The sequence below is a fragment of the Serinicoccus kebangsaanensis genome (assembly GCF_008919445.1).
Classification (GTDB): Bacteria; Actinomycetota; Actinomycetes; order Actinomycetales; family Dermatophilaceae; genus Ornithinicoccus; species Ornithinicoccus kebangsaanensis.
Genome location: NZ_VSLG01000006.1, coordinates 135,590 through 149,316, shown reverse-complemented (window position 1 = coordinate 149,316; position 13,727 = coordinate 135,590). Strand labels below are relative to the sequence as shown.

Annotated in this window: 13 protein-coding genes; 5 read left to right on the top strand and 8 right to left on the bottom strand. The window is 72.6% G+C overall.

What is annotated here, in order from left to right; genetic code table 11:
• Nucleotides 1-36: 36 nt before the first annotated feature.
• The 3 genes from FXF60_RS08850 to FXF60_RS08840 all read right to left on the bottom strand — a co-directional run bounded on the left by FXF60_RS08850 (nt 37) and on the right by FXF60_RS08840 (nt 1,659).
• A complete protein-coding gene (locus tag FXF60_RS08850; RefSeq protein ID WP_151525597.1) occupies nt 37-567 on the bottom strand; it encodes a hypothetical protein in 531 nt (176 codons plus the stop codon).
• A 63-nt stretch (nt 568-630) separates the two neighbouring features.
• Nucleotides 631-855, bottom strand: coding sequence for a DUF3073 domain-containing protein (locus FXF60_RS08845; RefSeq protein ID WP_151525595.1), 225 nt, complete (start codon nt 853-855; stop codon nt 631-633).
• A 141-nt stretch (nt 856-996) separates the two neighbouring features.
• On the bottom strand, nt 997-1,659 hold the full coding sequence (locus FXF60_RS08840; RefSeq protein ID WP_151525593.1) for a copper resistance CopC family protein: 663 nt from the start codon (nt 1,657-1,659) through the stop codon (nt 997-999).
• Between the two features lie 41 nt (nt 1,660-1,700).
• On the opposite strand from FXF60_RS08840, the gene FXF60_RS08835 reads away from it, so the two are divergent.
• The 4 genes from FXF60_RS08835 (at nt 1,701) to FXF60_RS08820 (ending at nt 6,153) form a co-directional block, all read left to right on the top strand.
• Nucleotides 1,701-2,357: an IMPACT family protein gene (locus tag FXF60_RS08835; protein WP_238335781.1), complete on the top strand. Its 657-nt coding sequence runs from the start codon at nt 1,701-1,703 to the stop codon at nt 2,355-2,357.
• 70 nt (nt 2,358-2,427) lie between these two features.
• On the top strand, nt 2,428-3,867 hold the full coding sequence (locus FXF60_RS08830; RefSeq protein ID WP_151525637.1) for a GntP family permease: 1,440 nt from the start codon (nt 2,428-2,430) through the stop codon (nt 3,865-3,867).
• A gap of 5 nt (nt 3,868-3,872) precedes the next feature.
• Nucleotides 3,873-4,391, top strand: a complete 519-nt coding sequence (locus tag FXF60_RS08825) for a gluconokinase (protein WP_238335783.1) — start codon at nt 3,873-3,875, stop codon at nt 4,389-4,391.
• Between the two features lie 55 nt (nt 4,392-4,446).
• Nucleotides 4,447-6,153 carry a glycoside hydrolase family 13 protein gene (locus FXF60_RS08820; RefSeq protein ID WP_151525588.1) on the top strand — a complete coding sequence of 569 codons (1,707 nt, stop codon included), beginning with the start codon at nt 4,447-4,449 and terminating at the stop codon, nt 6,151-6,153.
• A gap of 10 nt (nt 6,154-6,163) precedes the next feature.
• Here the strand turns inward: FXF60_RS08820 and FXF60_RS08815 are convergent, their stop codons facing one another.
• From FXF60_RS08815 to FXF60_RS08805, 3 genes are all read right to left on the bottom strand, one after another.
• Nucleotides 6,164-7,399: an amidohydrolase family protein gene (locus FXF60_RS08815; protein ID WP_151525586.1), complete on the bottom strand. Its 1,236-nt coding sequence runs from the start codon at nt 7,397-7,399 to the stop codon at nt 6,164-6,166.
• 140 nt (nt 7,400-7,539) lie between these two features.
• A complete protein-coding gene (locus FXF60_RS08810) occupies nt 7,540-8,844 on the bottom strand; it encodes an SPFH domain-containing protein (protein WP_151525584.1) in 1,305 nt (434 codons plus the stop codon).
• Between the two features lie 50 nt (nt 8,845-8,894).
• Nucleotides 8,895-9,389, bottom strand: a complete 495-nt coding sequence (locus tag FXF60_RS08805) for an NfeD family protein (RefSeq protein ID WP_151525582.1) — start codon at nt 9,387-9,389, stop codon at nt 8,895-8,897.
• A 148-nt stretch (nt 9,390-9,537) separates the two neighbouring features.
• On the opposite strand from FXF60_RS08805, the gene FXF60_RS08800 reads away from it, so the two are divergent.
• On the top strand, nt 9,538-10,683 hold the full coding sequence (locus tag FXF60_RS08800) for a hypothetical protein (RefSeq protein ID WP_151525580.1): 1,146 nt from the start codon (nt 9,538-9,540) through the stop codon (nt 10,681-10,683).
• A gap of 179 nt (nt 10,684-10,862) precedes the next feature.
• On the opposite strand, the gene metX is transcribed toward FXF60_RS08800, so the two are convergent.
• On the bottom strand, nt 10,863-12,167 hold the full coding sequence (gene metX / locus FXF60_RS08795; RefSeq protein ID WP_238335780.1) for a homoserine O-acetyltransferase MetX: 1,305 nt from the start codon (nt 12,165-12,167) through the stop codon (nt 10,863-10,865).
• Between the two features lies 1 nt (nt 12,168).
• Nucleotides 12,169-13,506: a bifunctional o-acetylhomoserine/o-acetylserine sulfhydrylase gene (locus FXF60_RS08790; protein ID WP_151525577.1), complete on the bottom strand. Its 1,338-nt coding sequence runs from the start codon at nt 13,504-13,506 to the stop codon at nt 12,169-12,171.
• Between the last annotated feature and the right edge of the window lie 221 nt (nt 13,507-13,727).

Genomic DNA, 13,727 nt, shown 5'->3' with positions numbered 1-13,727 from the left:
CCGCCTGCGGACCGGCGCCAGGCCCGGAAGACCGCGTCAGGGCGCCGGGGTGATGAGGACCCAGTAGGACGTGGGGCCGCGCCCCCCGATGAAGCCACCCCAGCGGGTGCCGCTGGTGTCGCTGGTCAGACTCACCCGCACCCGCTCGTTGTCCGGCTCGGCGATGACGATGGTCTCGGCCGGCTCGTCGACGACGAGCTGCACGCTGTGCTCGGGGGAGTTGACCGCCCAGGCGTCCCAGGTCAGCAGGGGCCCGGCCACCTCGTCGGGCTCCACCCGCTCCTCGCCGCGCATCAGCGCCATGGTCAACGAGTCGGCGGGCACCGCGTCGCAGGCGGCGGCCTGCACCTCGGCCCAGGACGCCCCCTCGGCGAGGGGCTGCTGGCACTCACGGACCTCGTAGGTCACGGTGTCGATGCCCATGTAGACCCGGTAGCCGCCGTAGAGCGCGACCAGAGCCAGGGCGACCAGCAACGGCAGCGTCCACCACTTGTTGCGGGGGAGGCGTCCGCTGGCGGTCGACCGCTCGTCGGTCCAGCGTGCCTCGTGCCGGCTGCGTGTGCTCATCGTCAGGCCCCTCTGCTCCTCGTCGTCCTCATCAGATGACGACGTGACGTGGGCCGAGCGTTGTCAGCGCTCGCCGGCCGCCCAGGAGCCGTAGTCGTCGTCTCCCTCGGCATAAGGGTCGTCCTCGGAGGCTGAGTCGTCCTCGTCATCCGTGGGCGGGGAGTAGTCGAACTCTCCACGGGTGGAGTGCAACTCCCGCTCGAGTGCGGAAAGGTCGGTGTCGGGGGCTGAGTACTTCAGCTTCCGTGCAACCTTGATCTGCTTTGCCTTGGCCCGGCCGCGCCCCATGGCGTGACCCCCTTGCATCGAGTCTGCCGGGGCGGCATCGCTGGCTGATCGCTCAGGTCGCGGAGCCGGCCCGGGAATGTGTGTAATCCGTGGTCTACACGGTACATGAGAGGTGCCCCACGTCCCGCATCCGACCCGGCCTCAGGAGCGCCCGCGCTGCCAGGTCCAGGCCAGCATCCCCAGGAGCCCTGCGGCCGCGACCGCGACGAAGGCCCACGCCCACCCGGGGACTCCGGAGGCGACGGACGAGGTGGCCTCCGAGGGCTGCTCCGACTCCTCGTCGGAGGCCGGATCGTCGGCGTTCTCGGTCTCGGCGGGTGCCGGCTCGTCGGAGGTCTGTTCCTCGGCGGTCTCGGCCGGGGCCTCCTCGGACGACTCGGCCGGCGAGGACTCGGCGTCCTCGGCCTCGGTGGGCTCGTCGTCGGTGGTCTCGTCCGACCCGGAACCCTCCGCGGTGAAGGAGAACTCGCCGGAGATGGGGTGACCGTCCTCGCTCGTGACCCGCCAGACGACGGCATACTGCCCGTCGGCGAGGTCGTCGACCAGGTCCTGCTCCACCTCGGACCCGTCGACCTCCGGCTCGCCCTCGGTCACCGAGCTGCCGTCGGGATCGGTCACGGTGACCGCTGCCCCGACCTCGGCGATCTGGCCGCTGAAGCTCAGGGTCAGGTCGTCCGGGGCCTCGCCGGCGCTGCCGTCGGTCGGCTCGGAGCCGGTGAGCTCGTCGTGGGCCATGGCGCTGCCCGGTATGGCGAGCAGCCCGCCGGCCAGAAGGAGGGCCGACACTCGTCGCACAGTCCGCATGGCCCGAGTCTATGAGCGGAACCTGGGCATACCCTGCCTGGGTGACGCCGACGACCTGCCGCACCCTCGCCGCGCCGGTGGTGGTGCGCACCGAGGAGAAGCGGTCGGTCTTCGAGTGCTGGCTGCGGCGGGTCGAGGACGAGAGTGAGGCGCGCGACGTCGTCGAGGAGGCGCGGCGCACGCACTGGGACGCCGGTCATCACTGCTCGGCCTTCGTGCTGGGCGTGGACGGTGCCCTGGTCCGCAGCAACGACGACGGCGAGCCCGCCGGGACGGCCGGCACGCCCATGCTCGAGGCGCTGACCCAGGCCGGCCTGACCGACGTGGTCGCCGTGGTGACGCGGTGGTTCGGCGGGACCAAGCTGGGGACCGGCGGGCTCGCGCGCGCCTACGGAGGGGCGGTGCGCGCGGCCGTGGAGGAGGCGCCGCTGCTCACCCGCGCGCTGGTGCACGAGGTCGACGTCCAGGTGGGGCACGACCTCGCCGGACGGCTGGAGCACGACCTGCGGGCACGTGGGGTGTCGATCAGCGACGTGCGGTATGCCCGGTCCGTCACCCTGCGCCTCCAGGTGCCCGTCGCCGAGGCAGCGGGGCTGCCCGACCTCCTCGCCGAGCTGACCGGTGGCGCGGCCGCTCCGGTCGCCGGCAGCGAGGGTGAGGGGTGGATCGACGCGCCGGAGCGTCCGGGCGGCGGTTGACCGGACCCGGGGGCTCGTCCGGCGCTACGGTGTGAGCCACAGCGTCGACGTCGACCCCAGGGAGAGCCTCATGGAACCGATGGATCCCGTCTACGGAGCAGGGACTCTCCTGACCATCGCGGCGGTGGCCGTGGCGGTGCTGCTCTTCCTCATCATCAAGCTGCGCATGCATGCCTTCGTGGCGCTGATCACGGTGAGCTTCGTCACCGGGCTGGCCGCCGGCATACCCTTCGGGGAGCTCGCGGGGGTGGCCACCGGCTTCTTCGGCACCACCCTCGGCTCGGTGGCGCTGCTCGTCGGCCTCGGCGCCATGATCGGCCGCATCCTGGAGATCACGGGCGGCGCCCAGGTCCTCGCCGACACCCTCATCAACCGGTTCGGCGAGCAGCGCGCACCGTTCGCGCTCGGTGTCGCCGCGCTGCTGTTCGGCATCCCGATCTTCTTCGACGCCGGGCTGGTCGTCTTCCTGCCGATCATCTTCTCCGTCGCCCGACGCTTCGGCGGGTCGGTGCTGCTGTATGCCATCCCCGCCGCCGGAGCGTTCGCGGCGATGCACGCGATCGTCCCCCCGCACCCGGGGCCGGTGACCGCCGCGACCGAGCTGGGAGGCTCGATCGGGCTCAGCATGCTCGTCGGCATCCCCGTCGCCTTCGTCGCGTGGTACGTCGGCGTCTACGTCTTCACCACCGCGTATGCCGGCAAGGTCATGGTCCCGATCAACGACAGCATGCTGCGCGGCACGGTGTCCGGCGAGCCCGGCGACCTGGACGACGGCGACGACGACGCCCGGGCCGAGCGGATCGCCCGGGGCGAGGAGGAGGTCGCGCCGCCGTCCTTCGGGCTCGTCCTGGCCCTGCTGCTGCTGCCGTTCGCCCTGATCGCCCTGAACACCGGCATCGGCACGCTGCGCTCGGCCGAGGTGCTCGGCGACAGCGGGGTCCTCGACGCCCTCGTCTTCATCGGCCAGACCCCGGTCGCGCTGCTCATCACGCTGCTCGTCGCGACCTACGTGCTGGGCACCAAGGGCCGGTCCCTGGCCACCGTGGAGAGCCTGCTCAACGACGCGCTGGGACCGATCTGCGCGATCATCCTCATCACCGGTGCCGGCGGCATGTTCGGCGGGGTGCTGCGCTACTCCGGCATCGGCGCGGCGCTGTCGGACAGCCTGGCCGACCTGGGTCTGCCGCTCATCGTCTCCGCCTTCCTCATCGCCACCCTGCTGCGGGTGGCCCAGGGCTCGGCCACCGTGGCGCTCACCACCACCGCCGGTCTGATCTCCGCCGGAGTCGCCGCCGAGGGACTGTCCGACCTCAAGATCGCCTGCCTGGTGCTCGCGATCGCGGCCGGGGCCACCGTGCTCTCGCACGTCAACGACTCCGGCTTCTGGCTGGTCAGCCGGTTCTTCGGGATGGACGTCAAGACCACCCTCCGCACCTGGACGGTGATGGAGACGACGCTGGGGCTGGCGATCTTCGTGCTGGCCCTCGGGCTGTGGGTGGTGGTGCCGTGACGCCGATGCCCGACCCGGCCGGCCAGCCGCTCCACCTCGTGGTGATGGGGGTGTCCGGCACCGGCAAGTCCACGATCGCGCAGGCCCTGCACGGGCGGCTCGGGTGGGAGTTCGCGGAGGGCGACGACTTCCACCCCGAGGCCAACGTCGCCAAGATGGCCTCCGGGCGGCCGCTGGTGGACGAGGACCGCTGGCCCTGGTTGCGCGCGCTCGCCGCCTGGACGGCGGAGCGGGACGCCGCCGGGACCCCGACCCTGCTGACCTGCTCGGCGCTGCGCCGCACCTACCGCGACCTGCTCCGGGACGGCGGCGAGGGCACGTGGTTCGTCCACCTCGTCGGCGACAAGGGCCTGCTGCTGGAGCGGATGAGCTCCCGGGACCACTTCATGCCGCCCTCGTTGCTCGAGTCGCAGCTGGACACCCTCGAGGCGCTGGCGGTCGACGAACGCGGGGCGGTCTACGACGTCGCCAACCCGCCGGAGCGCATCGCCAGGATGGTGCTGGCCCAGCTCGACCTGGACTGACCGACCCACCGGACCGCACGCGGGTCGACCCGCTCCCGCACCTAGGGTTGCCGGTATGCCGCACGCCCTCGATCAGGACCTTCCCCGCGACTGGTGGAAGGCCGCCGTCGTCTACCAGATCTATCCGCGCAGCTTCGCCGACGGGGACGGGGACGGCATCGGGGACCTGCGGGGAGTGCTGGACCACCTCGACCACCTGGAGCATCTCGGGGTGGACGTCGTGTGGCTCAGCCCGGTCTACCGCAGCCCGCAGGACGACAACGGCTACGACATCAGCGACTACCAGGACATCGACCCCGTCTTCGGCTCGCTCGAGGTGCTGGACGAGCTCATCGCCGCGCTGCACGACCGGGGGATCCGGCTGGTCATGGATCTCGTGGTCAACCACACCAGCGACGAGCACGCCTGGTTCGCCGACAGCCGGTCCTCCCGCACCTCCGCCCGCCGCGACTGGTACTGGTGGCGGCCGCCGCGCGACGGGCATACCGGAGGGGAGCCGGGAGCCGAGCCGAACGCCTGGCGGTCCTTCTTCTCCGGACCCGCGTGGGAGTGGGACGAGGCGACGGGCGAGTACTACCTTCACCTCTTCAGCCGCAAGCAGCCCGACCTCAACTGGGAGAATCCCGAGGTCAGGGAGGCTGTCTACGCGATGATGCGCTGGTGGCTGGCTCGTGGCGTCGACGGCTTCCGGATGGACGTCATCAACCTCGTCTCCAAGCCCGAGGACCTCACCGACGGCGACTCCTTCCACGCCGTGGCCGACGGGCCACGGATGCACGAGTTCCTCGCCGAGATGCACCGCGAGGTCTTCGCCGACCACCCGCGCGCGCATCTCACCGTGGGCGAGATGCCCGGTGTCGACGTCGACCAGGCCCGCCTCTACACCGACCCGCAGCGACGCGAGGTCGACATGGTCTTCCAGTTCGAGCACGTGGACCTGGGGATCGGCGCGGGCGGGAAGTTCGACCGGACCCCGGTGACGATGCCGCAGCTGCGCGCCAGTCTCATGCGCTGGCAGACCGGGCTGGCCGACCGTGGGTGGAACAGCCTCTACTGGGACAACCACGACCAGCCGCGCGCCGTGTCCCGTTTCGGCGACGACGACCCCGCGTGGCGGGAACGCTCGGCGAAGACGCTGGCCACCGTGCTGCACACCCTGCGCGGGACCCCCTACGTCTACCAGGGGGAGGAGCTGGGGATGACCAACCTGCCCTTCGCCGAGCTCGGGCAGCTGCGCGACATCGAGTCCCTCAACCACGTCGCCGAGCAGGCCGGTGCCGGGGTGGGCTTCGAGGAGCTGCTGCCCGGCCTGCGCGAGGTGGCCCGGGACAACGCCCGGACGCCCGTGCAGTGGAGCGCCCGGCCGGGCGCCGGCTTCAGCGACGCCGAGCCGTGGATCGGCGTCAACCCCAACCACCTCGAGATCAACGCCGAGGCGCAGGTCGGCGTGGCCGGCTCCGTGCTGGAGCACTACCGCACGCTGATCGCGCTGCGGCACGACCTGCCGGTCGTGGCGCACGGCAGCGTGACCCCGCTGGCCATGGACCACCCGGACCTGTGGGCCTTCGGGCGGGAGCTGGAGGGCGAGCAGCTGCTGACCCTGGCCTGCTTCAGCCGGGAGCCGCTCGCCCTGCCGGGAGAGCTGCTCGAGGGCTGGGCCGAGGCGGAGGTCGTGGTGTCGACCTCGGCGGAGGCGGCGGCCGGGGTCCAGGAGGGCGGCGTGCTGCTCGGCTGGGAGTCCGTGGTGCTGCGCCGGCGTTGAGCCGGCGAGGTCACCTCAGCGTCAGGGCGTCGGCCACGACGCGGCCGCGGTGCAGCACGGTCCGGTCCTCCGGGCGGTCCATCACCGCTGACGTGGGGGTCTCGCCCGCCACGAGCACCAGGTCGGCCCGGTCGCCGACCGCCAGACCCGGTCGGTCGGCGGTGCCGGCGAGACGCGGCAGCTCGCGGTCCACGATGCTCGCTCCGCCGCGTGTGCCGACGGCCAGCGCGTGCTCGACCAGGGCGTCGGCGCGGAAGCCGTGGGTGAAGGCCAGCTGCCAGGTGCGGTCCAGCATGTCGGCGTTGCCGTAGGGCGACCAGTAGTCGCGCTGACCGTCCTCGCCCAGGCCCACCCGCACACCCGCCGCGGCGAGCTGGGTCAGCGGCAGGGACGCTCGACCCCCGGGCGCGACGGTCGTCGTGGCCACGTCCAGCTCGGCGAACCGCTCCACGAGGGCCGCCGTCTGCGACTCCGTGCCGTCCCACAGGCCGTAGCCGTGCGAGACCACGACCTGGCCCTGCATCCCGAGAGCCTCGGTGCGCTCGAGGATCAGGTCCGCGGAGAAGCGTCCGAGCTCGCCCGCCTCGTGCAGGTGGATGTCGACCGGGACGGTATGCCGTTGGGCGAGGTCGAAGACGATGTCCAGGTGGCGTGCCGGGTCGCGGTCCAGGGAGCAGGGGTCGATGCCACCGACCACCCCCGCACCGGCCAGCAGCGCCTCCTCGAGCACCTGGACCGACCCTGTCTCACGCAGCAGCCCTGCCTGCGGGAAGGCGACGACCTGGACCTCGGCGCGGTCGCGGTGGGTCTCCGCGGCCGCGAGCACGGCCTCCAGCCGCTCCAGCCCGCAGTCCACGTCCACCTGGGCGAACGAGCGGACCCGGGTGGTGCCGCGCGCGATCATCAGCCCGAGCGTGTGCTGGACACGCTCGACGAGGTCGATCTCGGCGTCCCTCCAGTGCTCCCGGTCGTTGAGCATCATCGTCCACACCCCGGGCCCGCCCGTGTGCGGGCGGAACGGCAGCCCCAACCGGGTCGAGTCCAGGTGCACGTGCACATCGGCGAAGGCCGGCAGGAGCAACCGGCCCCGTCCCTCGAGGACGACCTGATCGTCCGCCGTCCCCGGGGCGCCGGGTGGAGCGCCCTCGTCCGCGCCGGCCCGTGGCCGCACCTCGACGATCCAGTCCTCCTCGATCCGCACGTCGGCAGACCCGCCGCCCCAGGGGCGCACGTCGGTGATCCACATGGCGGTCAGCGTACGGACGCAGCCAGGGACAGGCATACCCCGGACCAGGGCGAGGCTGCCGCTGCCTCGAGGCAAGGTGCGTGGACGCAGGACGGGGCGCGACCCGGTGGTCGCGCCCCGTCCTGATCAGCGATGTGCGGTCAGCTCTGGTCGTCCCGCTTCCACGGCTGGCCCGCGCCCTCGGGCCGCTCCCACGGCTCGGCGTCGGGGTCCTGCTGCGGCTCGGCCTGGGCCTGGCTCTGCTGGCCGAGGTCCGGGGCGACCTGCTCGGGCTGCTGCAGCTCACCCAGCTCACCGGGCTGCTCGTCCGGCTGCTGCCCGGCCGCGGCACGCTTGGCCTTCTCGGCGGCCTCGGCGATCGCCTTGTCGGCCTCCTGACGGGACCGGCCGGAGGTCGTGGTCTCGGCGTCGCGGGTGGCGCCCTGCGCCTCCTCGCGGGCCCGACGCAGTGCCTCGCGCGGGTCCTCCAGGGTGGGGGCGTCCATGTCGTCCAGGCCCATGTCGCCGGCCTCGGCGCTGATCCCCTTGGACGGCGCGTCCAGCGCGGAGGAGTCGCCGCGCCCGCCACCGCCGCCGAGCGCGTTGCCGATGCCGGACAGGGCAGCGGTGAGCTCGGTCGGGACGACCCACATCTTGTTGGCCTCGCCCTGGGCGATCTCCGGGAGCATCTGGAGGTACTGGTAGGCCAGCAGCTTGCTGTCCGGGTTGCCCTTGTGGATGGCGTCGAAGACCTGCAGGATCGCGCGGGCCTCACCCTGGGACTCCAGGATCGCGGACTGGGCGGTGCCCTCCGCCTTGAGGATCTGGGCCTGCTTCTCACCCTCGGCGGTGAGGATCTGGCTCTGCTTGACACCCTCGGCGTTGAGGATGGCCGCACGACGGTCGCGCTCGGCGCGCATCTGCTTCTCCATCGAGTCCTGCACGCTGGCGGGCGGGTCGATCGCCTTGAGCTCGACCCGGTTCACCCGGATGCCCCAGCGTCCGGTGGCCTCGTCCAGCACCCCGCGCAGCTGGCCGTTGATCATGTCGCGGCTGGTCAGCGTCTGCTCCAGGTCGAGGGAGCCGATGACGTTGCGCAGCGTGGTGACGGTGAGCTGCTCGATGCCCTGGATGTAGTTGGCGATCTCGTAGGTCGCCGCCTTCGGGTCGGTGGGCTGGAAGTAGATGACGGTGTCGATCGAGACCACCAGGTTGTCGCTGGTGATCACCGGCTGCGGCGGGAAGCTCACGACCTGCTCACGCAGGTCCACCACCGAGCGCGGCCGGTCGATGAACGGCACGAGGAAGTGCAGCCCGGCGTCCAGCGTGCGGTCGTACTTGCCGAGGCGCTCGACGATGACGCTCGTCGCCTGCGGGACGATCCGGATCGCCCGGGCGATCGCGACCACGACGAAGAGCGCCAGTAGCAGCACGACGGCCCAGACGATGAGATTGATGGGATCCATCAGGTTTCTCCTTGGTTGGGTTCAGCTCAGGTATGCGGTGTGCCGGCTGGTCAGGCAGGCGGCGGTTCGAGGTCGAACGGCTTGTCCTCCGGCGTGGCCTCGGTGACCACGGCCGTCGCACCGTCGATGCGGACGACCGTCACCAGGTCCCCGGCGCCGAAGGTCTGACCCTCCAGCTCGGACCGGGCGGTCCACGACTCGCCGCGCAGCTTGACCAGCCCGTCCCGGTCGCTGACCGGCTCGAGCACCGTCGCGGTCTGCCCGATGTGGCCCTCGATGCCCATCGGGCCGCCCCGGCCCTCCAGCTTGAGGTGCTTGAGCACCACCGGCCGCAGCGCGAAGACGAAGAGTCCGGAGGCCACCGCGAAGAGCAGCACCTGCCAGATGAGGCCGAGCCCGGTGCCGGCGACGATCGCCGCCACCAGCGCACCGAGCGCCAGCATCAGGAAGAGCAGGTCCAGGGTCGTCATCTCGACGATCCCGAACGCGAGCGCCGCACCGATCCACCACAGCCATTGTGGCGAGTCACGTAGCCAATCAGGCATCGCAGGCTCCTTTCCCCTGTGCTGGTCGATCCTAGGGGGTGGACGATCGGCGGGCGCGGCGGGTTCCCCCGAGGGTGGTGCGCGCTCGGCCGCGTCGGTGACGCCCGGCTCCGGGGGGAAGCCGGCCCGGTCCGGCAGACTGGCACCCGTGAGACGACGTGCCCTGGCGGTGCTCGCGCCGGTCCTGCTGACCGGCTGCACCGTCGCGACCAGCCCCGACCGCACGACGACGTCGGAGGCGACGGCCCCCACCGAGTCCGCCGCCTCCGAGGCTCAGGGAGCCTCCAGCGCCACACCCGACGCGTCCGACGAGGAGGCGGTCACCTCCGTCGCGCCTCCGCCCGCAGCGGTCCCCGGCCCCGAGGCCGCCGCGCTCGCCCTGGCGCCGGAGGACACGGCATACCTCACCGTCACCGACTGGTCCGCGATCAAGGACCGGCTGGGGGCGGGCGACCTGACCAGCGAGAGCATCCAGACCGACACGCTCGAGTTCTGGCGCTCGGTCGGGTCGAGCACGGTGCTGCTCACCGACGGTGCGCTGCGGGAGGAGAACAGCCGGCTGCGGCTGCGGTATGCCGTGACCCAGGACGACGCGCTCTGGGAGGTGCGCTGGGCCGGCGAGGACGGCCGGGCCGACGGTGCAGGGCTCGCCCTCCGGCTGCGGGACGACCTGGACCTGGGTGGGCTGGAGCGGGCCGTCGCGGAGGAGGTGCCTGGCGTGGCCGGGGCGAGCGTGCTGCCGAACCAGCACCTGCTGCTGCGTGGCGAGGCCGACGGGGTCGGTCTCGCCGGCGACCAGGACATCCTGTCCCCGCTGCTCGACGGCACCGCCGAGACCCGCCTCGTCGTGCCCGGCTGCCTCTCCTGGCCCACGGCCCTCGGCGTGGATGCCACGGTCGAGGAGCAGGAGGCCGTCGTGGACGCGGCAGCGGTGGAGGACCTGCGCTCGCCGCACGCCTGGGGCCTGTCGTTCACCGGCCGGGAGGCCACCCTCACCGTGGTGCACGGCGAGGGGGTGACGCCCGAGCAGGCGGAGGCCGACGCCGCGGTCCGGGTGGAGCTGGCCGAGGGGTGGCCGACCACCGAGAGCGTCGGGTGGGCCGACGCGCTGGGGCTGCCACCGCAGCTGGAGGGCGAGGGCTACGTCCTCACCGAGAGCGCGGGTCGAGCCGTCACCTCGATCGGCTACCGCGTGGTGAACCCCACCGCCGCGGCCACCGTCGCCCTGTCCGGGCTGGTGCCCGGTGCGGTCTGCTCCGAGGTCGACTGGCTGGCGGAGCCGACCGGCCTCTGACGGGTATGCCTCTGCCCCCGGCTCCCGACCTGGGCAAGGGTATGCACCCGGGGGCGAGCTTTCCCACGCGTGCGCCCGACCTGGGCAAGGCTATGCACGGGATGCACCGTCGAGAGCGATGCTCCTGGTGCACATCCTTGCCCAGGTGCTGCAGGTCGCTGCCGGTCCGGCTCGGCTTCCTACCAGAGGCCGGTGCCGACGAGCCGGGGTGCGGCCGTGGCCTGGGCCGGCGGCACTGCGCGGCCGGACGTCTGCTCCCTCGCAGCCCGTGCCTCCTCAGCCGTCGCCTCGTCCGGCTCCTGCGACCCCACGGCCTCCTGGCCCGAAGCCACCGTGCCGCCCGAAGCCACCGTGAGGTGCCGGGTCCGCCCGCTCGCCAGCGCCCGCTCGATGACCGCGAAGACCTGCTCGGTCTCGATGAGGAAGGCGTCGTGGCCGTACGGGCTGTCGATGACTGCCAACTCACGGCAGGACGGTGCGCCCGCGATGATCTGGCCCTCCGCGGGGGTGAAGAGCCGGTCGCTCGAGACCACCGCGACCGTCAGCTCGGCGGTGATGCGCCGCAGGGCGGCCTCCACGCCGCCGCGGTCGCGGCCGATGTCGTGGGTGTTCATCGCCTCGGTCAGCGTCAGGTAGGCGTTCGCGTCGAACCGGCGGACCAGCTTCTTGCCGTGGTGCTCGAGATAGGACTGCACGGCATACCGGCCGCCGCGCAACGTGTCCTCACCCTCCTGCGCGCCCCCGCCGAAGCGCAGCTCCAGCTCCGCGGCCGAGCGGTAGGTGGCGTGCGCGATCTGGCGGGCGATCTCGAGCCCGGCGCGGGGGCCCGGGCCGGGGTAGTAGTCGCCGCCGTGGAAGGCCGGGTCGAGACGGATCGCGTGCAGCTGCGGCACCGACCACCCGATCTGGTCGGCGCTGGCGACCGCGCTCGCGGCCAGCACGACGCACCGCCTCACCCGCCCCGGGAAGGTCGTCGCCCACTCCAGCGAGCGCATACCCCCGACCGAGCCGCCGACGACCAGCGCGAAGCTGCGGATGCCCAGCCGGTCGGCGAGCAGCGCCTCCGCGCGCACCTGGTCGCGGACCGTCAGCCCCGGGAAGGAGCTGCCGTAGGGGCGCCCGTCCGGCGCGGCCGACGCCGGACCGGTGCTGCCGCCGCAGCCGCCGAGCACGTTGGGGGCGATGACGAACCACTCGTCGGTGTCCAGCGGGGCGCCGGGGCCGATCAGCCCGGGCCACCAGCCGCCGGTCGCCTGCCCCGGGCCGCGCTCGCCGACGACGTGGCTGTCACCGGTCAGCGCGTGCAGGACGAGGACGGCGTTGCTGGCGTCGGCGTTGAGCCGGCCCCAGGTCTGGTAGGTGACGCGGACGTCCTCCAGGACGGCCCCGGACTCCAGGCGCAGGTCGCCGACCGCCTGGGTCCGGCGGCGCGCACGCGGGGGACTGGGAGGCTCGACGGCCTCGGGGCTGGGCACGGCCGCCATCTCAGGCCGCCTCGCTGCCACGCCGGACCGCTGCCGCCGCGGTGAAGCCGCGCTCGAGGTCGGCCAGGATGTCCTCGACCCCCTCGATCCCCACCGAGAGCCGGACCAGTCCCGGCGTGACGCCGGCCGCGCGCTGCGCCTCGGGGGTGAGCTGGGAGTGGGTGGTGCTCGCGGGGTGGATCACCAGGGAGCGGACGTCGCCGATGTTGGCGACGTGGCTGTGCAGCTCGAGCGCCGAGACGAAGGCCCGGCCCGCCTCGGCGCCGCCGTCGATCTCGAAGGCGAGCACCGCTCCGGCACCGCCGGGCAGGTATGCCTGTGCCCGCGCGTGCGACGGGTGGTCCGGGAGCCCGGCGTAGGAGACCGACCGGACCTGGTCGTGGCCGGCCAGCCAGGAGGCCACCTGCTGGGCGTTGGCGACGTGCCGCTCGATCCGCAGCGACAGCGTCTCCAGGCCCTGGGCGATGAGGAAGGCGTTGAACGGCGAGACCGCCGGGCCGAGGTCGCGCAGCAGCTGCACCCTGGCCTTGATGATGTAGGAGACGTTGGCCCCGAGGACGCCGCCCTCGCCGAGCGCCTCGGCATACACCAGTCCGTGGTAGCTCGGGTCGGGCCGGGAGAACTCGGGGAACCGGTCCGGCGCTGCGCCGTAGTCGAAGCGTCCGGCGTCGACGATGACGCCGGCGATCGCGGTGCCGTGGCCGCCGAGGTACTTCGTGGCCGAGTGCACGACCACGTCGGCGCCGTGCTCGATCGGGCGGGAGAGGTAGGGGGTGGCGACGGTGTTGTCGACGATGAGCGGCACCCCGGCCTCGTGCGCGACGTCGGCCACCGCGCGGGTGTCGAGGACGTCGCTGCTGGGGTTGGCGATGGTCTCGCCGAAGAAGGCCTTGGTCTCGGGCCGGGCCGCGTCCCGCCACGACTGCGGGTCGGTGGGGTCGGCGACGAAGGTGACCTCGATGCCGAGCTTGGGCAGCGTGTGGGCGAAGAGGTTCTGCGTGCCGCCGTAGAGGCTGGGGGAGGAGACGATGTGGTCGCCCGCCCCGGCGATGTTGAGGATCGCCAGCGTCACGGCGGACGACCCGGACGCGACGAGGAGCGCGCCGACACCGCCCTCGAGGTCGGCGATGCGGTTTTCGACGGTCTCCTGGGTGGGGTTGGTGATCCGGGTGTAGATGGGGCCCAGCTCCGCCAGGGCGAAGCGGTCGGCCGCCTGGTCCGCGTCCTCGAAGACGTAGGACGTGGTCTGGTAGATCGGCAGGGCTCGCGCGCGGGTCTGGGAGTCGGGGGTCTGGCCGGCGTGGATCTGCCGGGTGGTGAAGTCGGTGTACGTCGCCATCGGGGTCTCGATTCGCTGAAGGTGGGTGCAGGGTGGTCGATCACTCTGCTGAGCCCGCCTCAGCAGCGGGAGGGGATGGCGTCGAGCGAGGGTCGCGTCGGCTGCGCATCGGCTGCGAGGGGTGGGCTCAGCAGCTGCGCATTCGGCGGGAGTGGCTCGTCATGGGAAGAGTTCTAGCAGTGCGATCGGGGCGAAGTCAATGCGCTCCGAGCATGCCTGCG